Genomic DNA, 24,603 nt, shown 5'->3' on the forward strand with positions numbered 1-24,603 from the left:
AGTCAGATTCCCCAGTGATCAAAATGATTTGAGTTCAGGTCGAGCAAAACAGCGATTTTCCAGCACCGGCAATACGCTGCGTGCGTAAGCAATACGCTGTGGATCTAAATCAGCAAACACTAATGCGGCCGATTCCGGCGCTTTGGCGATGGCGACGCCCAACGGATCGATCACTAAGCTGTTGCCGATATTGCGCGGCCCACATTCGCCCACCGCCACCATGTAGCAGGTGTTTTCCAGTGCACGCGCGGTGGTCAGCAATTCCCAGTGCATCTCTTTCAGCGGGCCTTTGACCCACGCCGCTGGCAGCACCAGCACATCCGCGCCGTCCAGCACTAAGCGACGCGCCAGCTCCGGGAAGCGCACGTCGTAACAGGTCATCAAGCCGACTTTCATCCCCGCCACCTCAACCAGCGGCGGCACTTCGCGGCCTGGATTCACACGCTGTGATTCCTGCATTGCGAAAGCATCGTAAAGGTGCAGTTTCACGTATTCCGCAATGATTTCACCGTTGCGAATGGCGATCAGCACGTTGAGCGCTTTCTGATCTTCGGTAGGAACGTGCACGCTCATCATGGTGGTCAACATGTTGCCTTTGCTGACGGCCAGCAACTGCGTGACGAACGGACCATCGAGCGGCTGCGCAGCTTTTAGGACCAGATCGGGATCGGCGATGTCACGTGCCAGCACGCCTTCCGGCAGCACCAACAAGTCAGCGCCACCCGCCAGCGCCTGGTTCATCAAGCCGATGCAAATATCGGTGTTTTCCTGCCATTCACGGCTGACGGCAAATTGCCCCATTGCTACTTTCATGGTCATTCTCCTTGTGCCGCCGCCGGGAAAATATCCTCTGGCGTCAACAGCGTTTTAGTTAGGCCTTGCTGGAACAACTCATTAGCAAAGTCGGCAATCATCTTTTTGTTAGCGGTAAATCCGTTTTGATTCCAGTCGGCAGGTAATTCCTGCGCGGTGCGTCGCAAATCGTCGAGCAACCACGGCGTGGTGTCGGCGTATTTCTCGCGTTTCTTCATCCACATCTGGTACGAACGATCGATGATGTCACTCAGCGCTTGTGGCAACCACGGATGCGCTGCGGCTAATGCCGGTTTGATCGCCAAAAGATGAATACCCGGCACGTAACCGACACGATTGAAGTAGTCACGTTCGGCGCTGGCGAAATCCACTTGCAGCTGACGTAAACCTGAATCTGGCAGGAAAAAGCCTTCCGGCATGAACGGTGTGAATACCGCATCCAACTCGCCCGACTTCAGCAGTTCGATCAGTGGGTGCTCGCCCGGTGCGGGCTCAATGCGGCCCGGACGACCAAAACCGGCCAGACGATCAACAATGGGATGCTCCTCGGTTAAGCGCCCGGCAAACCAGTACGCATCATCAATCTCTACGCCCGCTTCACGCAGCACGGTGCGCGTCCAGGTATTACCCGAATCCTGCCAACCGGTAACGCCAATTTTTTTGCCTTTCAGCTGTGCTGGCGTAGTAATTGGGCTTTCTGCGGTAGTGATGATGCAGCGCTGGCGGAAGCCGCGCATCAGGAAGTGCGGCAAGCCGAGCAGCGAACTGTCGCCTTTAGCGCGGGCTTGCGCATAGCGGCTGAACGACACTTCACCGGCATCGTACTTGTCGCTGGTGGCAAGGTTGTCCACCAGCGTACCGACACGATCGATCTCCAGCGAAAACCCTTCCGGCTTGATATCGCCGAGTGCCAACGGTGTGAAGTAATCCCAGTCACGTACCGCCAGTCTGATGGTTATCATAGTTATGCTTTCCCCGTCTGTTCTGCCAGCCTTGCGGCTGTGATTATTTATGCAGCAAATAGTGCTTGAATTTGAGTCTAAATCGCGAATACTAATCTGAACAATCTATTATTTGTTACTGAACAAAGGTTTTTCTTATGACGCAAATTGTCGATTTGGAGTGGCTCAGTGAACAAATAACCGACGCTTCGGTAAAAGGCATCGCGCATGTCGCCTCCACCTTGATTCGCGATGGCGAGATTGCGGTAGGGATGCAAATGCCAGCCGTGCGTGAGCTGGCGGAGCGATTAGGCGTCAGTCCAGCAACCGTTTCCGCTGCCTGGGCGCAGCTAAAGAAGCAGAAAGTGCTGGCGGGAAAAGGTCGCAGCGGCGTGTGGGTCAGTGGCAATAGCGTGATGCCGCGCCCGATTCGCTTCGAAACCATCGGCAACTACGGCGAAAATATTCAGGCTTCGCTGGCAATGGCTTCACCCGATCCCGCATTGCTGCCGGATTTGCGGGAGGCGATGCTGGCGGGTATTGTTTCGCCGCAGTTGAATAGCTATCAACGTGAAGCGATTTCGCCACAATTGCAGGCCGCAGTGGCGCCACGCTGGCCTTATCCCGCCGAAGCCTGGCTGGCAACCGATGGCGGATTTGATGCGATGAATTTGATTGTGCAGACGCTGGTATCGCCCGGCGACTGTGTGGTGATTGAAGATCCCACCGCGACACGCTTACTGGACATGCTGGATAACATTGGTGCAGAAATTTTGCCGCTGCCCTGCGACGAGCAAGGTCCGCGCGCCGATGTGCTGGCCAAACATCTGCAAAAATCGCCGGTGATGTTTATCTATCAGCCGCGTACTCATTCGGCTACCGGATACACCGTCAGCCAACGGCGCAGCCTGGAGCTAGCGCAGGTGCTGGCAAACACTTCCACCATCATCGTTGAGGATGACGGCATTGGCGATCTGTCGCGCTGGCCGGTATGGAGTTTGGGCGTTCACTATCCCGAACGCGTGCTGCATGTGCATTCGTTCTCTAAAGCGTACGGCCCGGATTTGCGTCTGGCGGTGCTTTCGGGCACCAGCGAAATGGTGAAGCGGCTGCAAGCGTGGCGCAATTTTGGTGTGAGCTGGACCAGCCGAATTTTGCAGGATGCCGTAGCGTGGATGCTGAATGATGCGAGTACACAGCAGCGTATTCAGCAGGCGAAAACCATTTATGCGCAGCGTCGGCAACAACTCCTGGCCGCGCTGGCTCAGCGTGGTCTGCTGCTGGAGGAGCGCGATGGCTTGAGCGTATGGATTCCGGTGGAATCAGAGCAATATGCCATGATCACGCTGGCCGCCCGCGGCATTGCGGTACTGCCCGGTGAACGCTGCAGCATCATCAGCCGACAATTCATTCGCGTCAGCGCGGTGTTACTGCCGTTTGCCCAACTCGCTAGCATCGCCGATGCGATTGTGATTGCCACCGGACGCGATCTGCATATCAGCCCAGATCTTTGATGTGATAGCGCGGCGATTCCACATAACCTTCGCGCGCATAGAACTGATTGGCCTTCAAGCGCGAAGAGTGGCAATGCACTTCCATGCGATCGCAACCGCGCGAGCGCGCCAACTGTTCGGCATGACTCAGCAATTGCTGTCCACTGCCTTTGCTGCGCTCGCCTTCGGCAATACAGAAGTAGCTGATGCGGGCAAAGTCACCGGCTAACGCCAATTGAGGGATGAAGTGCAGCGACAGAAAACCCAGCACCTGGCTGCCATGCTCTGCCACCAGCAAAACTTCATCCGGGTGATTGGTCAGTTGCTCCAATCGTGAATCAATAAATCCTTCTGTCGCGCTGTAACCGAGTTCGGTTAATAACGCGCTCAGCGCAAAACTGTCTTTTGCTTCTGCCTGACGTATGTTCATCCTGCCTCCTCACTTTTCCCTGAGCATTTATATAGCGTTGCCAGACAAAAATCTGCAAGTAAGGATTGTTGAGGGGATGTTACGGCAGTTATCTGTGAGACGTGCCGCAGAATCCGCCCTGTCACCAGAGTGTCATCATCGCTTAAGGCAGACTTAATCTGGCTTTGTCATGCTGAGGAAAATGAATCTTTGAGGCCAGAACCATGAAAAATTGCATCCCACGTTCTTTCGATGAATTTATGGCGTTGAGCGTGACGACGTTAGCCATCATCAGCTGGATGATTATTTGGTGGCGAGCCTGAAAAAAGCATAAAAAAAACCCGCCATTAGGCGGGTTTTCAGAATTCGAACTGTTAAATTACAGTGCGATAACGTTAGCAGCTGATGGGCCTTTAGCACCGTCAGTGATTTCGAACTCTACACGCTGACCTTCAGCCAGAGTTTTGAAACCGTTGCTGTTGATAGCAGAGAAGTGTACGAATACATCTTTGCTGCCATCTTCTGGAGTAATGAAACCGAAGCCTTTCGACTCATTAAACCACTTTACGTTACCTTTGATCTTAGACATCTATATTACCTTTACATGAAAAAAGGACACTAAACTGTGTCGACGTCTAGTACAGCAATTGCGGTGACATTTGTCCAGTGCGAATTGATGAAAAAGTGATAAATATTGATTTTTTGCGTGCTGATCACACTTTCTGCGCACGTTTAAATCTTAAAACTCAAATCTTAGCCAGGCAAAATAGACATTTCCGTTATTGTAAGTACCCGGAATATAAGTCATTTGAAAAGTTGCCGGACCATATCCGATTGATGCTAAAGGTAAAACCAGCGGAACCGGGATATATTTCCAATTATCCCTCGCGGTAACGCCCACGGTGTAGCCTGCACCCAAATGGAAATTTTGATCATTCAGCGGTCGCCAGGTGGCTTCCCAACCGTAACCGCCAATCGGTTCCCATTTGTTAAATGAGTCCTTGAACGCCATCACATACAAACCGTTCCAGTTACCCTTCTCATCCCAACGTGACACACCTGCACCCGCGCCCCACGGACGTTCGTTGTACTTTTTGATGTGCTCATCGTCATAGGTCCAGCGGTTATGCCAGGTTATCGCTGGAAGATAAAAATCGTAGCTTTGCGGTTGCGACCACGTTTGCGCGACGTTATCGCTAAAGGTATTCCAGCCCGACTTAATGGCTTGTGAGGTGGTTTCCGCTAATGCTGAAAATGAGACCGTTAAAGTCAAAAAGCAGCCGATTAAAGCTGCAGAAATGTGCCGATTCACAACAAAATTTCCCGTCAAATCATTCTAAAAGCCACATCAACATCGATGCAGCGTTTGCAAGTTTCTGAACTGCGAAATGTCTTACTTTACTCACACAGGAGCTTACTGGAAGTCGACATTGATCACTCCAGGTAAAGTCTGGGATTTTATGTAATCCAGTGCTTAATTGTACTTGAGACAGGGAAGAGAGTCGAAACGGCTATTAAACCGATGAGCAATGTTATGTCATGCACAATAAGTGCAAACCTTGCGTGATGGTTACCCGGGACAACAATCGACTATTCATACACTTACCACCGATCATTCACATAAGTAATAATTCAATTAAATTTATCAATTGAACTCTTCCGATGATTAAGTTAATTCTCATAGCTCCAGGACGGAGAGGAAAGGAAAGCAGGTGAAAATTCGTTGTAGCCGCTGCGGTAGCGGTAAATTTTTTTACACTTCCCCCAAACGGAAAAAGGTCGATAACCCAGATCATCACGGCGCCTGTTGCGCGCACTGCCAAAAACCGCTCGATTTGCGCGATCTCATTCCTCGATTAGTGGCTTTTGCGGAACAAGAAAAATCTTTTGCAGAGCAATAATGAGGCACCCGCAGGTGCCTTTTCATATCAGAAAATCAGCTTAAACACGCCTGTTATCGTAAGTAATCCGACGATGAAGATAATGGCGATGATCCACAGAATTATTTTCATTGTTCGCTCCTTCATGTATGAAAAATAACGTATCTGCAAATCAGTATAGATGATCATTCTGCTTTCGCTGCGCGCTGCGAAGCTGTTCACGTCCATTTGATGACGCCGTGTTTAGTCACATTGAATTTCTGCGAGACCGGTCGCAGCGATCAATTTCCCTCGCCTTGTTCGTGCATTTTTCCATCACCCAGCGTCTAAACTTACAGCGCCTAAAGCAGGCCTCAATTGTTATCAATGCCTACGTAACAAGGAGAATTTTATGAGCACAATTAATACCAGCATGGGGCGTTACAGCCTTAAGGCAAAGGATTACGGCAACCACATCAGCGGTAGCATTGCGATTAACGATGAAGGTGGCACGCAACTCACCATGCAGGAGTTTGAAGAGCATTATCTTGACGATGTCGTCAACAATGTCATTTATCCGATTACGGGTGGGAACCGTGAAATTACCCGCGCACTGCGCGATCAGATGGTTAAAGCGGGTTTTGAACAACCGCACTGAGTTTTTGGGCCACTGTTTGTGGCCCTTTCCTTGCCAAATACTGACTTGCCGTTATTACTGTTTTAGTCGCAGGATGCGTTATTGATCATGATAAGGAGATTGACCGCGTGAGTACCTTGCATCGCATTCCCCCTTCCCACCTTCATCAATTTGTTCAGGCTATCTGGTTACATGCGGGCAGCCGCATCGAAGAGGCAAAATTGGTTGCCGATCATTTGGTGGCCGCTAACCTCGCCGGCCATGACTCGCACGGCGTCGGCATGATTCCCAGCTATATGACATCGCTGTCGGCCGGTTTTTTGCAGTTGAATCAACACACCACGCTGGAGAAAGATGCCGGTGCGGTGCTGACGTTGCATGGCCATAACGGCTTTGGTCAGGTTGCCGCTTTTGAGGCGATGCAGCTTGGCATTGAGCGTGCCGCTAAACTGGGCATCGCGGCGGTGGGTTTACACCATTCACATCACATCGGACGCATTGGACATTGGGCAGAACAGTGTGCAGCGGCCGGTTTTGTCTCGTTCCATTTCGTTAACGTGATGGGTGATCCGATGGTCGCGCCATTCAACGGCAGCGATCGTCGCTTCGGTACCAATCCGTTTTGCGCCGTATTCCCACGCAAGAATGGCAAACCTTTGTTGCTCGATTTTGCCACCAGCGGCATCGCATTTGGCAAAACGCGCGTGGCATGGAATAAAGGCCAGGACGTTGCGCCAGGATATCTCATCGACCATCAAGGCCAACCCACCACCCAACCTGGCGTGATGCATCAAGCACCGTATGGTTCGTTGATGCCATTTGGCTTGCATAAAGGGTATGCGCTGGCGACGATGTGTGAAATTCTCGGCGGTGCGCTGTCCGGTGGACGCACCACGCATGATGAAACGCTAGTCACCTGCCACGATGCAATTTTCAACTGCATGACCACCATCATCGTCAATCCTGATGCTTTTGATGCACCGGCGATGCAGGAAGAAGCGGAATCCTTCCTTGATTGGGTGAAACAGTCGCCACAAAGCGGTGATGCGCCGATTCAGGTGCCAGGCGAGTGGGAAGAACATAATCGGGTGGAGCGCAATCGCAATGGCATTCCACTGGATAGCAACAGCTGGCAGCAAATCTGCACGGCGGCATTGCAAGCGGGAATGCCAGAAGAGGAACTTGCTGCGTTTCGTGCGTTAACACAGTAAGGCGTTAATGGCTGAGGCGCAGGCCTCAGCCATCAAACTTACACCACGTTAGCCAGCAACAAGCAACCGACCAAACCGCACACTGAAATGATGGTTTCCAGCGCGGACCATGAGCGGAAAGTTTCGCCGATGGTCAGGTTGAAATACTCCTTGAACAACCAGAAGCCGGGATCGTTAACGTGCGAGAAAATCACACTACCAGAACCGACCGCAATCACCATTAATTCTGGGCTGGCTCCGCTGGTAATGATCAATGGCGCGACAATCCCGCCCGCCGTAATCGCCGCCACGGTCGCGGAACCCAGCGCGATACGCAGTACCGCCGCAATCGACCACGCCATAAAAATCGGCGACAGGTTGGTAGCGTGCATCATGTTGGCGATGTATTTATCCACGCCGCTGTCCACCAGCACTTGCTTGAACGCCCCGCCGCCGCCAATCACCAACAGCATCATGGCAATAATCTTGATGGAATCGGTAATGGTGCCCATCACTTCGTCCATACTGCGTCCACGATTGAGACCGAAGGTGAAGATAGCAATCAGCACCGCAATCAAGGTTGCCATGATCGGATCGCCAAAGAATTCGGCATACGGTAGCAACGCGTGACCTTTCGGCAACAGCATTTCAGCCACCGCGCGCAGCGCCATCAATACTACCGGCACCAACGATGTCCAAACGCTGACAGCAAAGCCTGGCATTTCTGCTTCGGTAAAGGTTTTCGGGTTCCACAATCCTTCAGGGATCGGCTTATCAATGCCTTTCAGGAAACGTGCATAAACCGGCCCCGCCAGAATCACGGTTGGAATACCTAACAGCGTGCCGTACAGCAGCGTTTTGCCCATATCAGCATTAAACAAGGTGGCAATCGCTGTTGGGCCAGGATGCGGCGGCAGGAAACCGTGCGTAACCGAAAGTGCCGCAGCCATGGGTACACCGACATAGAGCAGCGGCACGCGCGCAGAGGCGGCGATGCTGAACACTAACGGCAACATCAGCACAAAGCCGACTTCATAGAACAGCGCGAAGCCAACGGTGAATCCGGTCAGCACCAGCGCCCACTGAATGTGTTTCTGACCAAATTTGGCGATCAAGGTCGTGGCGATACGTTGCGCGCCACCACAATCTGCCAGCAGTTTACCCAACATCGCGCCAAAGCCCATGATCAGCGCCAGGCTGCCCAAGGTGCCGCCGACACCGGTTTTAATCGAGACGATGACTTTATTGACCGGCATGCCCTGCATCATGCCAACCGCCAGCGCCACCAGAATCAGCGCAATAAATCCGTTTAACTTGAAACGAATCATCAGCAACAGCAGTAACGCTACGCCAATCGCCACATAGAGTAATGGCATAATTTTTCTCCACTTTTGCGCACGGCGAGCTGCCGGCAGCGGTTTATTTTGGTTATCCCAGAGGACGTAAGATTCAGCAGCGAGCACAGCGAGAAATTATCCCGCCACGCAATGTTACGGGTATCATGTTAAGGGTAACATTGCTGGCAAAGCATCAGTCGCGGCGGCGGAATTTCTGTTTTGCGAAGGTGATCAACTTTTTGCCAGCGGGTTATCAGAATGTTTGCCGCTGGAATGTCACGGCTTTTGATTACACTAGGTTCTTTACGCCAATCAAAAAGGACATGCAGGTGAGTGAGAATCTGATCGAGTTGTACAGTAATCAACAAACCCTGTTTGGTCGCGGCAGCATCGACCAGTTAATTCCTCTGCTCTCAGCCAATCCGCAACCCACATTGCTGTTTTGCGGCCGCTCATTTCTAAATGGCCCCGCCTGGGCGCGTTTGGGCGCGGCGCTAAACGATCAGATCCTCGGTTACGAAATCGTCAGTCATGAAGCGTCGCCGGGTGAGATTGATGAATGGGTGCGGCGCTGGCGCGGCCACGTTGATCGCGTGGTAGCGATTGGCGGCGGCAGCGTGTTGGATGCCGCCAAAGCTTTCAGCGCCATGATGCAACATCCGCTGAACACCGCGCGCTACCTGGAAAAAGTTGGCGATACGCCGGTGCAAGCCATCACCTTACCGCTGATCGCGATTCCTACCACCGCGGGTACCGGCAGTGAAGCCACGCAAAATGCGGTGGTGACCGATCAGCAACATATTCAGGTCAAAGCCTCGCTGCGTCATCCGGTGTTTGTGCCGCAGGTGGCGATTCTGGATGCCGACTTGCTTAAAGGCGCGCCGGACAGTGTGCTAGCCACCTGCGCCATTGATGCGTTTACCCATTTATTTGAGGCGTATCTGTCGCGCAAAGGTAATCTATTTACCCAGCAAACCGCGCTGAACGGCCTGCGACTGTTCTTCAAAGCGTGGCCCGATCTCAATCGTGATAATGAGCGTGGCGATGCCGCGCGCGAAGCGATGATGATGGCATCCTGGTTAGGCGGCGTGTGCTTGAGCAGTGCCGGTTTGGGGGTAATCCACGGCATAGCCGGAGAATTAGGCGCCATCAAGCCGTTCCATCACGGCGAAGTATGTGGTCGTTTGCTGTTCCCGTTCCTCGATGTATTAGCGGAAACCGAGCATGTTGAGCAGCAACGTTTGATGGCGCAGCTCGGTCAACAGCTACTGCCAGACGATCCCGCCCCGCCCGCTTTGGCGTTAAAAGCCTGGATTCAGCACCATGCGATTACCGCGTTCTGGATCGATGGACCGACGCTTGCGGCAACGGAGGTGGATTGGATTGTGGCACGCGCCAACAGTAAAAACGGTTGGGTCAGTTACGATGCACCGACGTTGACAGAGATGATTGCCGCCGCCTGGCGCATTGTTTAACACAATCGGGCAGCGCTATGGCTGCCCGATTCGTTTACTGCTCGGCCACTTTAAACATGGCAATTTCTTGCGCCAGTTGCGCGGCTTCATCACGCAACGCTTGGGTGTTTTCAGCGGTTTGCGTCACCAGCATCAGGTTCTGCTGAATGCCGCGCTCCATCTGCGAAACCGCCAGCGTCACTTCCGCGATGCCTTTACTCTGCTCATCACCCGCCACGCGCATTTCGCTGACCACTTGCTTCACCTTATGCACGTCGCCAACCAACTGCGTCAGCTGCTGCCCTGCGCCTTCCACCAGCTTGCTGCCGGCCAAAACGTTGCTATCTGAATCGGCAATCAATGCCTTAATTTCCTGCGCCGCCGTGGCGCTGCGCTGTGCAAGTGCGCGGACTTCAGAGGCCACCACCGCGAAACCACGCCCCTGTTCCCCCGCCCGCGCGGCTTCAACCGCAGCATTTAACGCAAGGATATTGGTTTGAAACGCGATGCTATCGATTACGGTCAAAATCTCAGCTACACGTCGCGATGAGGATTGAATCGCGCCCATGGTGCTGACCACTTCGCTCATCACTTCGCTGCTGCTGCGTGCGATTTGCGCGGTTTGTTCAGCGGCGGCATCGGCAAGACGGGTATTCTCAGCATTTTGCTGCACGGTGGCGTTGAGCTGCTCCATCGCCGCTGCGCTCTGCTCAAGCGCCGCCGCCTGTTCGGCAATTTTCTCCGACAGCGCGCTGTTGCTGTGGGCTAAGCCGGATGCGTTCGCCGCCACGGTTTCGCCGCTGCCCTGCACCCGCGTAATCACACCCGCGATCTTGTCGACAAAGCTGTTAAATGCGCCGGCAATATCTGCCAATTCATCACGCCCGCTTTTGGTCAGGCGACGTGTCAAATCGCCGTCGCCGTTGGCGATCTCATCCAACGCAGCGTGAGTCGCTTTCAGGCGCTGCCCAATGCGTTGCGTGAACGCCCAAGTCAGGAACAGCAAAACGATCATCGCTGGAATTAAGAAGGTGAAGATATCGCGCATCATGGTGCGAGCCAAGCCGCTAACGGCACTTTCCGGTGTCACTAAACCGATCACCCAACCGGTGCCGGGCATGCGGAACAGCGAAACCTGCGCATGAGTGTGCAAATAATCATCGTTAAAATCAGACAACTGCAACACCTTGCCATCGTCTTTTAATTCAGCGATGCGCGCAGCAAGGGGAGCCAACCACGGGGATTTTTCCGCCAGCTTATTTAAACTGCTCAATGATTTGAGATCTTGCCCGGGGTAATACAGCAAATTGCCAGCACCATCAAGCGCGAAGGCATAGCCGCCGGTCACCTGCCCTTTTTGCTGCATAAATCCGGCGAGGTTATCCAGTTGCACATCCAGCGTAGCAACGCCGGCAAAGCGATCGCCCGCCACGTACGGCACGCTACAGGTCACCATATTCACAGCAGAAACCGGATCCTGATAAACCTCTGACCAACCGCAGCGATCGCGTGGTGCATTACGCACCGCGCTATACCAGCTTTCTTGCTGATAGCCGTTGCCCGCCGGCAGATTGTAATCATCAGAATAGGCCAACGCGCCGTTCGCTTGTCGCGCCCAAAAGAAACTGCGGCGCTGCACGCCAGCCGTAAACGCATCGGGTTCCGGCCATATGCCGCCCCCCGCAATGGTTTTATTGCCGCTGCTGTTGATGATTTGCGGGAAACTTTGCTGCCACAGTGCTGCATCGTGAGGTAACACTTCGGCAAGGCGCGCCATGCTAACGGCTTCGCCTTCAATGCGGATTAATTGCTGATTGAGCTGACTCACTAAATTACTGCCAGCTTGCTCAATCAGTTTATGGCTGGTCTCGATGACGCGTGGCTGACCACGCAACATCAGCACCGAGAACACCACGGCGGTGGTGACACACAGTAATAACAGGCCGCCCAAAGTCATTCGGGCAGCCAAACGGGTTGGCAACATAATTTATCCTTACTAACCGACTGCATTAACGATTGAGATAAGAAGTGCCGCTCAGCGGCGAATTGTGCGTTCCGTCACAATCGAATATCGGCAAAGCGAAGAATAAATTGAGTTTTAGATGACGATTAGATGACAAACGGCGGTTTGCCCGCCAGCATCTGCTCAATCACCTGCAACACGCCCTCTTCATTGTTGCTGGGCGCTTCGAAGCGTGCCGCGTCTTTCACCTTCTGCGGTGCGTTCGCCATGGCAAAACTGAAGCCCGATTGTTGCAACATCTCCAGATCGTTGCCGCCATCGCCAAACACCAGAATCTCGCTGCGTTCAATGCCCCAGCGCTTGCCGAGCAGATCCAATCCATGGCCTTTATGATTGCCAGGCACGATTAAATCGACCGAACCGTGCCCGCTGGAGGTCGCCGCTGCTGCACCATGATGCAGACGCTCAATGTCTGCCATCAGCGGTTCAACATAATCATCAGAAAGATTCAGCGCGAACTTGAACAGCTTATCGTCGCCCACATCTTCCAGGCGGCGAATCGGCTTGAGGCGATGGCAGTAGTGACGCATCTTCACCAGCCACTCTTCGTCAATGCCTTCAAAGTAATAAGCGCTGTCACGTCCGCACAGGATGTAGCGCAGTTCGGGATAATTGCCGTTGTGCAGCGTATCCAGCACTGCATCAATGTCCTGCCGCGAGAACGAACCACAGAACAACTCTTCGTCACAATCGATGATCCACGCGCCGTTTTCCGCCACAAAGGCGATTTCGCTGGCGATATCGGGGAAGAAGGATTTGAGTTGGTAATATTGGTTGCCGCTGGCTACCACAAATTTGATGCCGCGCTGCTTCATTTCCTGATAGCAAGCGGCAAAACGCGGGCGATTGAACTGTTTATTGTCGTCGAGAAAGGTGCCGTCCTTATCCACCGCCACCATTTTTACCACGGTCATCATCACTCCTTAACGTCTCAAAAGGAAAAACGGGTCGTATAGAGAATAACCTGGTGAGCGGATAAAGCGGAGAGAAACACGGATGGCCATCGCCATCCGTCGGGGAAATTAGTTGAAAGCGCCGTTAAGTAGGATGGCGGTGATGATACCCGTTGCGGCTGCCACCAGCACATAATTACCGTCGATATAGGCCCAATGTTCGCCACGCGGTGGTTCATACAAACCACGGCCGCGCCAATCATCTACACGATAATGTGGGCCACGGAATTCCGGCGGTGCGGGATAGCCGCGACGGAAATCATGGCCGCCCCAGGCAAAGCGATCGCCGCCATGATGCCCTTCCGGCATACGATGGTCTGCATAATGGTCGTGACGATCAGGACCAGGACCGCGGTCGTGATTGTAGCCATGATCCGGACCATGGTCGCCGCCATGATCAGGGCCACGTCCATGATCCTGATGCTGGTCGCCGCCGTGCTGCTGCCAGCGCTGATCGCCATGATCATCGGCGCGCGCTACGTTAGAAATCAGTGTGCTGCATGCAATAAGTGACGCAATAAGACTTAATGTTGTTTTTTTCATGATGTTGCCTCCAATGATAACGGCGGTTGCTGTGCCGTTGAGCATCACTATCAATTAATTGTCGGCAAAAAAGCATTTCCAAAACTCTTAAAAATCGGAAGCTTACAGGAAATTACCCCAAATTATCACTTTCTTAACGATTGTGAATTCTCTGACATAACTTGGTCCGAAATTAAGCGTGGGGAAATAGGTGAATATCGGAGGCGGAAATTAAAGAAAAACCCGATCACAAGGATCGGGAGGATAATTCAATTTCCATAAATTGCATAAGCGGGTAAACCCTACAAGAGTGAGGGTAAAACTGAAGCACACAACGCCACATCACTAGCATTGCCGGTAAACAATACCATTTAAAATTGAAAAACGCTTTCTAAAAGCACTGTTTTTCGGAAAAATACGCAAAAACAAACTAGCTATGCAAATAATATTTTGCGCAACGAATTCTAACCACAAATAAGGTCCGTGCTCTGACCAGCGCTTAATATTGTTTAAAATACATAAATTAATCATCAATTTAAAATGACAAAAAACACCATCAAAAAAAATAAAACCCTTTAAAATCAAATAAACATTAACAAACCTTGCGTCAGGCCTACGTATTGCGGCTCAAACTTCAGCGTTATTTATCATTTTATACATCGTTAATTAGAAGAAGTCAGGTAATGTGCACATTAATACAATACAGTGATTAATATCACGCTCAATATTACAGTTGTTGCGCAACACATAAATAGTGTAAGAGGCCGCGACTGCATATTTAAGGAATCAGGATAGATGGAGAGAATATTAGTCAGTGCCTGTCTGATGGGATATGCGGTGCGATATAACGGTAGCGATAAAGCACTTATCTCCAATACGCTCGCACGTTGGAGAGAGGAACAACGTTTGGTCATTCACTGTCCGGAAATGGCTGCCGGTTTGCACACGCCGCGCTTGCCTGCCGAGATCGATGGCGGCGATGCAGCACAAGTATTAGCCGGTACAGCGCGCATCCTCGAATCTGACGGCAAGGATGTTACGCAACACTATATTCTGGCAGCCTGGTTGGCGCTGCACGCCGCGCAAGCAGCTGATTGCAAATTTGCCCTGCTCACCGATGGCAGCCCAACCTGCGGCAGCCAACACATTTATGACGGCAGCTTCAGCGGCCAACAGTTACCCGGACAAGGCGTGGCCGCAGCCTTGTTGCGCCAGCATGGCATTGAGGTGTTTGCTGAATCTCAATTAGCCGAACTGGTTCAGCGCGTAGCCGCTGTGGACAAATGTCGGGTGGTTGACGCCGGATGACGCATTAACGCCGCTGCCGGACGAATCGGACGCCGCACCAGTTCACCGCTACAATTCGGGCAACACTGCGCCAACACGCCTTCGGCACAACTGACGCAGAAGGTGCATTCAAATGAACAGATACGCGCATCCATTGATTCCGGCGGCAGATCTTTATCACAGCATTCGCAGTTAGGACGTAATTCCAGCATGGCGATCTCCCATTAATTTCAGCCACCATCATCATCGCATGCGCGCACTTCTACCAAGACATCAAACGGACAAATCGGGACATGATGCTTTATAGGATCGCCATCCAGGATGACCGAATCACGCCCAATATGCCGCGTTTTAAGCGATCTCGCCTAAAAACATTACATTCTCCGCCAGGCGTTCTATAGTTCAGTCGCCCTATCGACAAACGAGACACTGTAATGCGTATTAAAGGACTTAATTTCGGCTTCTTTATCGTTATTTTGGCGATCGTCACGGTCGCATTTTTTGATGTGCTGACACCGTATTTTTCCGCCATTTTCTGGGCCGCGATTCTGGCGGTGATCTTCCATCCACTGAAATCTTTGTTACGCCGTAAAATGGGCGATCGCAACGGTTTGGCGTCGTTCGCTACGTTGCTGATTATCTGCCTGATTGTGTTCACACCGCTGGCGCTGATCACCTCTTCGATGGTGGTGGAAGTCAACACCGTGTACACCAAACTGCAAAGCAACTCGGCGCAGTTTCCTGCGGTATTTGCTGATCTGTTGCAGCATTTGCCGTCGTGGGCACAGCAATATCTGGCGGACAATCACCTCAATAATGCGCAAGAGATTCAGCAAAAACTGTCCGGTTTTGCGCTTAAAGGCGGCCAATATTTGGCGGGCAGCGCGTTCCTGATCGGCAAAGGTACCTTCACCTTCACGGTGGGCTTTGGCGTGATGCTGTATCTGCTGTTCTTCCTGCTGAAAGACGGCGCGTGGTTGGTGAATTTGATGCTGGAAGCGCTGCCGCTTTCGACTTACGTGAAACATCACCTGATGATGAAATTCGCGGCGGTATCGCGCGCCACGGTGAAAGGCACGGTAGTGGTTGCGGTGGTGCAAGGGATTCTTGGCGGTATCGCCTTCTGGATCACTGGCATCGACGGCAGCTTGTTGTGGGGCACCTTGATGGCGTTCTTGTCGCTGATTCCAGCGGTAGGTTCGGCGATCGTTTGGGTTCCGGCAACCATCTTCTTCTTCGCCACCAGCGCTATCTGGAAAGCGCTGTTCCTGATTGGCTTCTTCGTGGTGGTGGTTGGCCTGGTGGATAACATTCTGCGCCCGCTGCTGGTCGGCAAAGACACCAAAATGCCTGATTATCTGATTCTGATTTCGACACTTGGCGGCATGGAAGTTTACGGCATCAATGGTTTCGTGATTGGCCCGCTGATCGCCGCACTGTTTATTGCCTGCTGGAATCTGCTTTCCGGCCGCGATAATCAAGAGAACTCAGAAGAGATTGATGAAGAGTTTATCGAAGAAGGTAAAACGCGCGAGGAAGAGGGAAAAGCCCGCGAGTAACGGTTAAGCAACGTCAGGCCGCCAGGGAAGGCGGCTGTGCGATGAACCCGCGCGTGGAATTTGCTATCATCGCTGCATTGATTACCGCTTGCATTGAGACGAGACACAACATGTCCATGGATTCATCCCTAGCGCGTGCAGATCAGGTGCTGTCAGTGTTTGATTTTGACGGCACGCTGACCATTCACGACAGCTTCATCCCGTTCCTGCGCTTTAGCTTTGGCAAACGCGTCTTCGCACGCAAAATCGCCCGCTTGGCGCTGCCAACGCTGCGCTGCATGCGCAAAAAGCTGACGCGCGATGAGTTGAAAGAAGTGCTGATTCACACCTTCTTAACCGGCGTTGAAGAAAAATGGCTGCGCCAGCAAGCGCAGCTGTTTTGCACCGCCAACTGGAATAAGTTGATGCGTCCGGCGGGATTGTTGGCAGTTGCCGCTGAAGTCAATTCCAGCGCAGAAGTGACCATCTGTTCGGCTTCCCCGGCGATGGTGTTAGAGCCTTTTGCCGAACGTTTGGGCATCAAGTTGATTGGCACTCAACTGGAAGTGGTTGATGGCGTTCTTACCGGCAAAATCACCGGACATAACTGCCGCTGCGGACAAAAAGTCCAGCGCCTCGAAAGCGTCTACGGCCCGCTGCACAATTACCATCTTCGCGCCTGGGGCGATACGCGCGGCGACTTCGAACTGCTCGCCGCCGCGCAAGATCCGCACTGGCGTCACTTCCATCCAACCTGGAAGAAACGCCGCGTGCCGATGGAAAAACTGCGCATGCTGCGTCTGGATCCCTAGTCGATTAATAGATGCGGTCAGCTTTGGCCGCATCCAGCCACGGTTTAAACTCTTCCAACAGCAAATCGTACAAGCGGTCTTCCGCCAAACTGGCAAAGTTATCGATGGCAAAGAAATGCGTGTTATCGATGCGGCGATCCAAGAAGTCATCCAACTCCTGCAAAATGCCGTAATTATTGCCGCCGAGACCAACAAATTTCCAGAAGATCGGATAGTTCGCCGAGCGGCGAATTGCGTCTTTAATAGCGCGGGTTTTGCTGATGCCACCATCGGTGATAAACACCACGTAAACTGGCAAATCGCTGTGGCGGAAAGTATCAATCAACTCTTCCATCACCGGCGGTTCATTGTTGGTGCCGCCCAATTTGGGCAGGATTTCCCACGCTGATTTCTTTTCACCGCGCTGAATGTTAGTGATGTAACCATCGAGATTATCCAGCGTCACATCGGCATATTTGGCGTGCTGCTGGGCAAAACCCCAGACATCCATCGAACCGTCATCGTCAAACTGCACAGCCAGCACCGCAATGCGATCCAACACCGCCTGCACGTTGCCTTTGCTGAACTGGTTTTTCATCGAACCCGATGCATCCAGCACAAACGCCACTTTGGCTTTTACGCCCTGAAGCTGATATTTGCTCAAGCTGACGCTGGCGTTTTTCGCCAAACTCACCAATCTTGGCGCTTTCTGTTCGAGCTTTTTCTCCAGGCTTACCACGCTGGGCGCAGCAATCGGCGCGGGCTGTGCCACATCGACACCAAAATTGCGCGCCAACGGTTCCAGACCTCCGTTGAATCCCTGCCCTAACGCGCGCAACTTCCAGCCGTCATTGTGACGATAGACTTCGGCGAGAATCAGCGCTTTCTCGCTGCGTCCGTGCGTTTCAGGATTGAATTGCGCGATATTCTCTGCGCTGAAATGGATGCTGTCCAACGCGGCGAGCGTTGCATCACCATCGATTACCATGGTGATGGCAATTTTGCTCACACTGGCAGCGATTTTTGTTAGATCCAGTGAAACCGTGCTGGCGTGCGATGTGCTGTGCAGAACCACGCTGCGATTGGCCGTAGCAGGTTGATTGAAGAAGATAAAGTCGTCGTCCCCGCTAACTTTCCCTGTGGCATTGAGCAGAAAAACGCTGGTATCAATTTCACCTTTGAACGCTGACGACAGCTCATAGTTGAGTCGCAACGTTAACACGCTGCTGTTCAGCGCCATATTCTGACCCGGTTGTAACATCATCTTTTCAACCTCCTGTTTTCGATGTGTAGCTGAAATCCACGCCAAATCTCGTAGGGTCGCCATTTATGGTGACCGATTAACGCTTAACTGCCGGAAAATGCGCAATAAAAAGCCCCGGACATGCCGAGGCTCAGCTAACGTATTGGCTAAATCACACGCTCACGCCGTGCTGCGAAGCCAGCGCGGCCAGGCCGCCTGCAAAGCCCTGACCAACGGCTTTAAATTTCCATTCGCTGCCGTTGCGATACAGTTCACCGAACACCATCGCGGTTTCGGTAGAGGCATCTTCAGACAGATCGAAACGTGCGATCTCTGCGCCGTTGTCATTGTTGAAGATACGCATGAAGCTGTTGCTGACCATGCCGAAGTTCTGCTTACGTGCTTCCGCATCGTAAATCGTCACCGCGAACACCAGCTTCTTCACCTCGGCTGGCACTTTCGACAAGGTCACTTTGACCTGCTCGTCATCGCCTTCGCCCGCGCCAGTGCGGTTATCGCCCTGATGCTCAACTGAGCCGCAGCTGCTGTTTTTGTTGTTGAAGAAGATAAAGCTGCTGTCGCTCAGCACTTTACCGTCGTCACCCACCATAAAGACTGAAGCGTCGAGGTCGAAATCCTGACCGTCGGTGACACGTGCATCCCAACCCAAACCCGCCATGGCTACGTTCATGGTCGGTGCTTCTTTCGTCAGGGAAACGTTACCGCCTTTTACTAAAGAAACTGCCATTGTAAAGCTCCTGCTGTGTATTGAGGGATGCGGGCAGCGCGCGGCTGCCCGTTAAAGCTATTACGAAGCGTTGATGCCGTATTGCGCACAAACAGACGCCAAACCGCCGGCGTAGCCTTGGCCTACCGCGCGGAATTTCCACTCGGCGCCATTGCGATACAGCTCACCGAACAGCATTGCGGTTTCGGTTGAAGCATCTTCAGTCAGATCGTAACGCGCCACTTCGCTGCGGTTGTCGTCGTTAACCAGACGAATGAAGGCACCAGAAACCTGGCCGAAGCTCTGACGACGGGTTTGCGCATCGTGGATGGTGACCACGAAGACGATCTTGTCGACATCGGCTGGAATCATATCCAGTTTGATTTTCAGTGACTCATCATCGCCGTCGCCTTCGCCGGTACGGTTATCACCGGTGTGCGTCACGGAACCGTCAGAAGAAACCAGGTTGTTGTAGAAAATGAAGTCAGCGTCGCCGCGCACTTTGCCGCTGGCAGAGAGCAAGAAAGCTGACGCATCAAGGTCAAAGTCCTGACCATCGGTGGAACGTGCATCCCAGCCAAGGCCAACGAGGACGTTTTTCATGGTTGGTGCCGCTTTGCTCAGCGAAACGTTACCGCCTTTAGATAGAGAAACGCTCATTGTAATTACCTCTTGGTTAATGATTTTTCAGGTTCAACACAGGAAGAAGATCAGTTCTCTTCTTTTTCCTCGGGCTTCCCGGGGAACATCACGCTCAACACAATACCGACCGCCAACACACCCAAGACCACAAACAGGCTGGTGCTAGCAGAGATGCTGTAACCGTGATGCCAGATATGATCGGACGCGTTCAGACCCAGTTTCAGCGCGATGAAGAACAGCAGCACAATCACCGCTTTCTCCAGGTGAACCAGATACTGTTTCAACGCTTCCAGCACGAAGTACAGGGTACGCAGGCCGAGAATGGCGAACATCATGGCGCTGTAGACGATCAGCGGCTCGCGGCTCACAGCAATAATCGCTGGAACGGAATCGAAGGCGAACATCACGTCAGAAAGCTCAACCACTGCCACACACAGCATCAACGGCGTGGCGTACAGCGCGGCTTTCTTGCCACGGCCAATGGTCACGTCTTTGTTTTCAGGCTTTTGCAGCTCAGCATCGACCTCTTTCTGGTTCAGCAGGAACGCGTTGCCGCGCATTTTTGGCCAGATCGGGAAGAATTTTTTCACCATGCGATAAGCCAGATGCTGCGAGTAATCTTCGATTTCGTCGCTGTCATCACCGCTTTTCAGCATCATCACCGCCGTCCACGCTACGATCAGCGCAAACACGATTTCGACGTACGGACCCAGGCTCAGCAAGCCCGTACCAATGGCCACGAAGATGCCGCGGAACACGATGGCGCCGATGATGCCCCAATAGAGCACGCGATGGCGGTAGCGATCCGGCACAGCAAACCACGAGAAGATCGCCATCATCACGAACAGGTTATCGACGGAGAGCACTTTCTCCAGCGCGTAACCGGTGACGAACAGGCTGGCAACTTCAGCGCCGTGATGGATATAGAGGAAGCCGGCGAAACCCATCGCCACCGCAACCCAGAACACCGACCACAACGCCGCGCTTTTCAGCGAAATCGGCTTATCGCCGCGGTGCATAAACAGGTCGATAAAAATAGCGCCCACTGACAGTGCGATAAACACCGCGACCGTTTCAGCCGGGAAGCCAATATGCGTAGAAACCATGATTAACCCTTTAAGGACAAAAAATTACAGCCCAAACTCTGCTGGTTCGAAGCCCAAAGCCAGCGCGATTTCACGCACCGCTTTCTGCTCGTCAGCATCAAAATCGCCGTCGCTTTTACCGACCGCAATACCGACACGGATCGCCAACTGCGCGGCTTCCGGTTGATCTTTTAACGCCATGATGTACTTCATGGTTTCGCCCTTGCCGATTTCCAAATCGAAATCGAAGCTGGTCACTAGCTTGTTGAAGAAATCGATCACTTCGTTGGTATCGAACACTTTCAGCTCATCGGAGGCGCGCAGAAAACCAATCATCTTCTGCTTCTCTTCCGCACTCACGCCGCCGTCAGCAACGGCGATGCGTGCACACACCGCCACCGTACCTTGCATAAACTTTTTATTTTTGAAGCGGCTAACCTGCTTGGTTAACTCGTCGCGGCCAGAATTAAATGCGCCTTTAACCTTGTTGAAGAAACTCATAGTAAACCCTCTGCCTGTAATTATTTTGAGCCTGCACGCCAGTTGAATCCCCAACCAAACGCTTTATCCATTTCGGAATGGCCGTTGAAGAACTGGTTGATGCGCTCAACGCGAATGCTGCCGTTCTCATTCATCAGACGCGCAATCGCACACATGTTGCGACGGTTTTCCCCTTCGGTCAGACGTGTTTCAATCGGCGGCTGATCGGGAATGTGCAACGTCACCACGCCATCGGTTTTGTCCCAGCTGGCAACGCCTTCGTAGATGAAGGCAAAGATCAGCACTTCACGGATCTCTTTCCATTCGCGACCGTTGATGTGCATCCATTCGCCATCGCTGACTTCACCGGTACGATCGTCGCCCTGCAAGTGTACGAAAGGTTTGGCATGCATGGCGCCAAAGTTGCCACCTAATGCCTGAATCACGCCACGCGACCCGTCTTGCAGTTCAACAAAAGCGCCAAGATCGAGATCCACGCCTTTGTTGCCGCCGCCAAACAATCCACGGAAGCCACCACCGCCGCTGCTGGTTTCGCGATGCCAGTTGAGGTTGATACGGATCTCGCCGAAGTTGTCGCGCTTGGTCAGGCTGATCGCCGGTTTCTCTTTGGTCAGTGAAACCTTGCTCAGATTGATTTTGCTCGGCGCAGGTGCGGGAGCCGGTGCAGCTTGCGGTGCAGGCGCTGGCGTCGGAGCTGGCTCCGCCACATCCACGCCAAAGTGTTCCGCCAATGGCTTTAAGCCACCGTTGAAACCTTGTGCGATAAAGCGGAATTTCCAATCATTGTTGCGACGATAAAGTTCGCCGAGAATCAATGCCGCTTCCTGACGTCCCACCAGCTCAACGCTGCCGTTCATCAGCACTTCACCGCTCTGCTCCACCTGAATCGCTAAGCGTTGCAGGCTCGATACATTTCTGCCGCCGTCGCAGGTCACGGTGAAGGCAACTTTCTGCACCTCTGGACGCAAGCGGCTGAGATCCACGGTAAACGCGCTGTTATTGCCTTCGTTTTTCAGGCTGATGGTGCGGTCATCGTTATCCGGCTGGCCGTAAAACACCATGTCGGCATCGCCATTCACTTTGCCGCTGGCAAACAGGCGAAAGGCGGAAGCATCCACCGCGCCGCCAGACAGAACGCGCACCGTCAGTTGGTTAGCGGGAACGGGAGCATTGCTCCCCGGCGTCATGTTCATTAGCGCACCACTGCGGCAACGATGTCGTTTTGCATCGCTTCGATAGTGCGACCGGCGCTAGCGCGGCCATGTGCGGTAAAGTCCCACAATCCGCCGTTGCGATGCAGTGAAGCGATCACGATGCCGGTGTGGTTACCTTGTTCATTGAGCTGATATGTTGCCAGCTCTTTACCGTTTTGATCGACCACGCGGCAGAAGGCGTTCTCGACTTCGTTAAAGGTTTGGCCCTGGAAGCTGTTGACGGTGAACGCAAGGTATTCGACGTTGGCAGGCAGACGCGACAATTCGACGTTGATCACTTCATCGTCGCCGTCACCTTCGCCGGTGCGGTTATCACCGCTGTGTTTCACTGCGCCGCATTGGGAGGTTAATGCGCGGAACCAAATGGTATCGATGGCATTACCGGATTGATCCAATAATATGCAGCTGGCATCGAGATCGATAGCATCACTGCCGCCGCCAAAAAGCTTATTTAAAAAGCCTTTCTTTTGAATGGGATCCCAGCCTAAGCCGAAATGTAATTTATTCAGCGAAGCGGTTTGTTTGCTGAGTGATACCGTTTGATTCTTAGCGAGTGAAACCATGTCATAATTCCTTCAAACAGGTTTGAAAAGGTTTTTTATATTTACGTCTAATTCCATGAGGGCAAAATCATATCATGATGTTATTGGCTCACAAGATTATTTTCATAGCAATTTCTTGAAACAAGTTAACCCATTGAATTTCGACATTTTATCCAGATATTCCTTAAGAATTAAGCCAGACAAACCTGACGATTCTTTACACTAAAATTCATAAGGTTACATTGAAGTAAAGAATCATATTATGATTGACTTAAAATCATGCGCTCCCTACACTCGCCAATCAAAACCTAGCCTTATAAATCCTGCGGAAATAATCAGAAATGCCTTACAAGATTTGGCTTACGGAAGGTTTATCCTCCCAACGCGATATTATTAATGGCATTAAATTAACGGCTAAAAAACACCAGGCCGAAATATTCATTTATGCGTCACATAAACATCAACGTAATGAAATTCTTTCGCTGGCTGATTACGCAATAATCGAACCGGTAGACAATAGTCAGCGTCTCGAATTTATTCTTAATACAATTAATAAATATAATATTCAGGCTATTCATGCTGCGCGCCATGCGCATTGGTATGAAACCCATCGTCAACAGATTGAGGCCAGCGGTGCGCGCTTAACAACCGGCGCACGCGATGTGGCGATGCTCGATCTTGCCGACGATAAAGTCGCCTTCGCCCAACGCATGCAAAGCTTTAATCTGCCAGTGGTGCCTTCGCTGCGCGTTGAAACGCCGGCGCAATTGCGTGAATTGATCGCCGCACAACCATTTGGCGATCTGCCGCTGTGCGTGAAACCGGTAACCGGCATTTATGGCATGGGATTCTGGCAGTTTGATGAACGCGTCTCGCCGATGGCGGCGTTTACCCATCCCGATGCACGCCGGGTGAATGCACAGTTTTATCTCCAGGCGCTGGAAGCCGCGCCCAGCATGGAGCCTTTGGTATTGATGCCGTATTTACCTGGCCCGGAATACTCTGTCGATATGCTGGTGGAAAACGGCGAAGTATTGGCAGCAGTGGCGCGACGCAAAGAAGGCGCGCTGCAATATCTGGAGAACTGCGGCGCGGCGTTTGAGCTGGCAAAAGCCTGCGCCAGCGCGATGGGCGCGGATGGTTTGGTCAACGTGCAAACGCGTAACGATGCCAGCGGCAATCCGCTGTTATTGGAAATTAACCTGCGCCCTTCTGGCGGCATTGGCTATACGCGTTTCAGCGGCGTAAATATTCCCGGCTTGTTTGCCCTGCGCCAACTAGGCTTGATCAATCAGCAACAGGTCATTGATCAATCCCGCCGTGATTTCTCTCCTGCCACCGTGCGCGCCATCAGCGATGTAGTGGCTTACGACGCCGTCCTCGCCAACCAGCTTCAATAAGG

The 24,603-nt window shown here is 52.4% G+C and carries 27 protein-coding genes; 9 read left to right on the forward strand and 18 right to left on the reverse strand.

Annotation, left to right across the window (positions count from 1 at the left end; translation table 11 throughout):
- Positions 1–18 precede the first annotated feature (18 nt).
- Both ACPUC7_RS12215 and ACPUC7_RS12220 read right to left on the reverse strand, forming a co-directional pair.
- Positions 19–813 carry a deaminated glutathione amidase gene (locus ACPUC7_RS12215; protein WP_494923111.1) on the reverse strand — a complete coding sequence of 265 codons (795 nt, stop codon included), beginning with the start codon at positions 811–813 and terminating at the stop codon, positions 19–21.
- A gap of 2 nt (positions 814–815) precedes the next feature.
- Positions 816–1,775 carry an ABC transporter substrate-binding protein gene (locus tag ACPUC7_RS12220; RefSeq protein ID WP_494923112.1) on the reverse strand — a complete coding sequence of 320 codons (960 nt, stop codon included), beginning with the start codon at positions 1,773–1,775 and terminating at the stop codon, positions 816–818.
- 137 nt (positions 1,776–1,912) lie between these two features.
- On the opposite strand from ACPUC7_RS12220, the gene ACPUC7_RS12225 reads away from it, so the two are divergent.
- On the forward strand, positions 1,913–3,268 hold the full coding sequence (locus tag ACPUC7_RS12225) for an aminotransferase-like domain-containing protein (protein WP_494923113.1): 1,356 nt from the start codon (positions 1,913–1,915) through the stop codon (positions 3,266–3,268).
- Here ACPUC7_RS12225 and ACPUC7_RS12230 read toward each other — a convergent pair.
- From ACPUC7_RS12230 to pagP, 3 genes are all read right to left on the reverse strand, one after another.
- Complete coding sequence (locus ACPUC7_RS12230; protein ID WP_494923114.1) at positions 3,252–3,677, reverse strand: GNAT family N-acetyltransferase; 426 nt, start codon at positions 3,675–3,677, stop codon at positions 3,252–3,254. The two genes, ACPUC7_RS12225 and ACPUC7_RS12230, sit on opposite strands and share 17 nt — an antisense overlap.
- A gap of 358 nt (positions 3,678–4,035) precedes the next feature.
- Positions 4,036–4,245 (reverse strand): transcription antiterminator/RNA stability regulator CspE, encoded by a 210-nt coding sequence (cspE, locus tag ACPUC7_RS12235; RefSeq protein WP_007890714.1) that lies wholly within the window; start codon positions 4,243–4,245, stop codon positions 4,036–4,038.
- 150 nt (positions 4,246–4,395) lie between these two features.
- On the reverse strand, positions 4,396–4,968 hold the full coding sequence (pagP, locus tag ACPUC7_RS12240) for a lipid IV(A) palmitoyltransferase PagP (RefSeq protein ID WP_494923115.1): 573 nt from the start codon (positions 4,966–4,968) through the stop codon (positions 4,396–4,398).
- 400 nt (positions 4,969–5,368) lie between these two features.
- Between pagP and ACPUC7_RS12245 the strand changes: the two genes are divergently transcribed.
- Positions 5,369–5,557 carry a hypothetical protein gene (locus ACPUC7_RS12245; protein WP_494923116.1) on the forward strand — a complete coding sequence of 63 codons (189 nt, stop codon included), beginning with the start codon at positions 5,369–5,371 and terminating at the stop codon, positions 5,555–5,557.
- 27 nt (positions 5,558–5,584) lie between these two features.
- On the opposite strand, the gene ACPUC7_RS12250 is transcribed toward ACPUC7_RS12245, so the two are convergent.
- Complete coding sequence (locus ACPUC7_RS12250; protein WP_494923117.1) at positions 5,585–5,764, reverse strand: small membrane protein YohP; 180 nt, start codon at positions 5,762–5,764, stop codon at positions 5,585–5,587.
- A 163-nt stretch (positions 5,765–5,927) separates the two neighbouring features.
- Between ACPUC7_RS12250 and ACPUC7_RS12255 the strand changes: the two genes are divergently transcribed.
- Positions 5,928–6,173 (forward strand): hypothetical protein, encoded by a 246-nt coding sequence (locus tag ACPUC7_RS12255; protein WP_007890717.1) that lies wholly within the window; start codon positions 5,928–5,930, stop codon positions 6,171–6,173.
- Positions 6,174–6,280: 107 nt separating this feature from the next.
- A complete protein-coding gene (locus ACPUC7_RS12260) occupies positions 6,281–7,363 on the forward strand; it encodes a malate/lactate/ureidoglycolate dehydrogenase (RefSeq protein ID WP_494923118.1) in 1,083 nt (360 codons plus the stop codon).
- A 38-nt stretch (positions 7,364–7,401) separates the two neighbouring features.
- Here the strand turns inward: ACPUC7_RS12260 and gntT are convergent, their stop codons facing one another.
- The gene (gene gntT / locus ACPUC7_RS12265; protein ID WP_343552059.1) at positions 7,402–8,718 is read right to left on the reverse strand and encodes a gluconate transporter; all 1,317 of its coding nucleotides are present in this window, start codon (positions 8,716–8,718) and stop codon (positions 7,402–7,404) included.
- Between the two features lie 125 nt (positions 8,719–8,843).
- Between gntT and ACPUC7_RS12270 the strand changes: the two genes are divergently transcribed.
- Complete coding sequence (locus ACPUC7_RS12270) at positions 8,844–10,154, forward strand: iron-containing alcohol dehydrogenase (protein ID WP_494923119.1); 1,311 nt, start codon at positions 8,844–8,846, stop codon at positions 10,152–10,154.
- Between the two features lie 34 nt (positions 10,155–10,188).
- Here the strand turns inward: ACPUC7_RS12270 and ACPUC7_RS12275 are convergent, their stop codons facing one another.
- The 3 genes from ACPUC7_RS12275 to ACPUC7_RS12285 form a co-directional block, all read right to left on the reverse strand.
- A complete protein-coding gene (locus ACPUC7_RS12275) occupies positions 10,189–12,117 on the reverse strand; it encodes a methyl-accepting chemotaxis protein (RefSeq protein ID WP_494923120.1) in 1,929 nt (642 codons plus the stop codon).
- A 125-nt stretch (positions 12,118–12,242) separates the two neighbouring features.
- Entirely contained in the window at positions 12,243–13,070 is an 828-nt protein-coding gene (locus ACPUC7_RS12280; RefSeq protein WP_343552061.1) for a Cof-type HAD-IIB family hydrolase, read from the reverse strand.
- Between the two features lie 108 nt (positions 13,071–13,178).
- Positions 13,179–13,652 (reverse strand): RcnB family protein, encoded by a 474-nt coding sequence (locus ACPUC7_RS12285; protein ID WP_494923121.1) that lies wholly within the window; start codon positions 13,650–13,652, stop codon positions 13,179–13,181.
- Positions 13,653–14,426: 774 nt separating this feature from the next.
- Between ACPUC7_RS12285 and ACPUC7_RS12290 the strand changes: the two genes are divergently transcribed.
- Positions 14,427–14,939, forward strand: coding sequence for a 2-thiouracil desulfurase family protein (locus ACPUC7_RS12290; RefSeq protein ID WP_494923122.1), 513 nt, complete (start codon positions 14,427–14,429; stop codon positions 14,937–14,939).
- On the opposite strand, the gene ACPUC7_RS12295 is transcribed toward ACPUC7_RS12290, so the two are convergent.
- Positions 14,891–15,130 (reverse strand): DUF1272 domain-containing protein, encoded by a 240-nt coding sequence (locus ACPUC7_RS12295; protein ID WP_494923123.1) that lies wholly within the window; start codon positions 15,128–15,130, stop codon positions 14,891–14,893. The genes ACPUC7_RS12290 and ACPUC7_RS12295 overlap by 49 nt on opposite strands.
- Positions 15,131–15,352: 222 nt before the next feature.
- On the opposite strand from ACPUC7_RS12295, the gene ACPUC7_RS12300 reads away from it, so the two are divergent.
- Positions 15,353–16,477 (forward strand): AI-2E family transporter, encoded by a 1,125-nt coding sequence (locus ACPUC7_RS12300; RefSeq protein ID WP_494923124.1) that lies wholly within the window; start codon positions 15,353–15,355, stop codon positions 16,475–16,477.
- 110 nt (positions 16,478–16,587) lie between these two features.
- The gene (locus tag ACPUC7_RS12305) at positions 16,588–17,268 is read left to right on the forward strand and encodes an HAD family hydrolase (RefSeq protein WP_494923125.1); all 681 of its coding nucleotides are present in this window, start codon (positions 16,588–16,590) and stop codon (positions 17,266–17,268) included.
- Between the two features lie 4 nt (positions 17,269–17,272).
- On the opposite strand, the gene ACPUC7_RS12310 is transcribed toward ACPUC7_RS12305, so the two are convergent.
- The 7 genes from ACPUC7_RS12310 to ACPUC7_RS12340 all read right to left on the reverse strand — a co-directional run bounded on the left by ACPUC7_RS12310 (position 17,273) and on the right by ACPUC7_RS12340 (position 23,222).
- Positions 17,273–18,511: a VWA domain-containing protein gene (locus tag ACPUC7_RS12310; RefSeq protein WP_494923126.1), complete on the reverse strand. Its 1,239-nt coding sequence runs from the start codon at positions 18,509–18,511 to the stop codon at positions 17,273–17,275.
- 151 nt (positions 18,512–18,662) lie between these two features.
- On the reverse strand, positions 18,663–19,238 hold the full coding sequence (locus ACPUC7_RS12315) for a TerD family protein (protein WP_343552069.1): 576 nt from the start codon (positions 19,236–19,238) through the stop codon (positions 18,663–18,665).
- Positions 19,239–19,298: 60 nt separating this feature from the next.
- Positions 19,299–19,877 carry a TerD family protein gene (locus tag ACPUC7_RS12320; RefSeq protein WP_343552071.1) on the reverse strand — a complete coding sequence of 193 codons (579 nt, stop codon included), beginning with the start codon at positions 19,875–19,877 and terminating at the stop codon, positions 19,299–19,301.
- 50 nt (positions 19,878–19,927) lie between these two features.
- Complete coding sequence (locus ACPUC7_RS12325; protein ID WP_343552072.1) at positions 19,928–20,965, reverse strand: TerC/Alx family metal homeostasis membrane protein; 1,038 nt, start codon at positions 20,963–20,965, stop codon at positions 19,928–19,930.
- A gap of 24 nt (positions 20,966–20,989) precedes the next feature.
- On the reverse strand, positions 20,990–21,445 hold the full coding sequence (locus ACPUC7_RS12330) for a tellurite resistance TerB family protein (RefSeq protein ID WP_494923127.1): 456 nt from the start codon (positions 21,443–21,445) through the stop codon (positions 20,990–20,992).
- Positions 21,446–21,465: 20 nt separating this feature from the next.
- Positions 21,466–22,638: a TerD family protein gene (locus ACPUC7_RS12335; protein ID WP_494923128.1), complete on the reverse strand. Its 1,173-nt coding sequence runs from the start codon at positions 22,636–22,638 to the stop codon at positions 21,466–21,468.
- The gene (locus ACPUC7_RS12340) at positions 22,638–23,222 is read right to left on the reverse strand and encodes a TerD family protein (protein ID WP_343552077.1); all 585 of its coding nucleotides are present in this window, start codon (positions 23,220–23,222) and stop codon (positions 22,638–22,640) included. The genes ACPUC7_RS12335 and ACPUC7_RS12340 overlap by 1 nt, the downstream gene beginning before the upstream one ends.
- Before the next feature lie 320 nt (positions 23,223–23,542).
- On the opposite strand from ACPUC7_RS12340, the gene ACPUC7_RS12345 reads away from it, so the two are divergent.
- Entirely contained in the window at positions 23,543–24,601 is a 1,059-nt protein-coding gene (locus ACPUC7_RS12345) for an ATP-grasp domain-containing protein (RefSeq protein ID WP_494923129.1), read from the forward strand.
- Positions 24,602–24,603 lie beyond the last annotated feature (2 nt).

This window comes from Pantoea sp. CFCC18179, assembly GCF_059412405.1.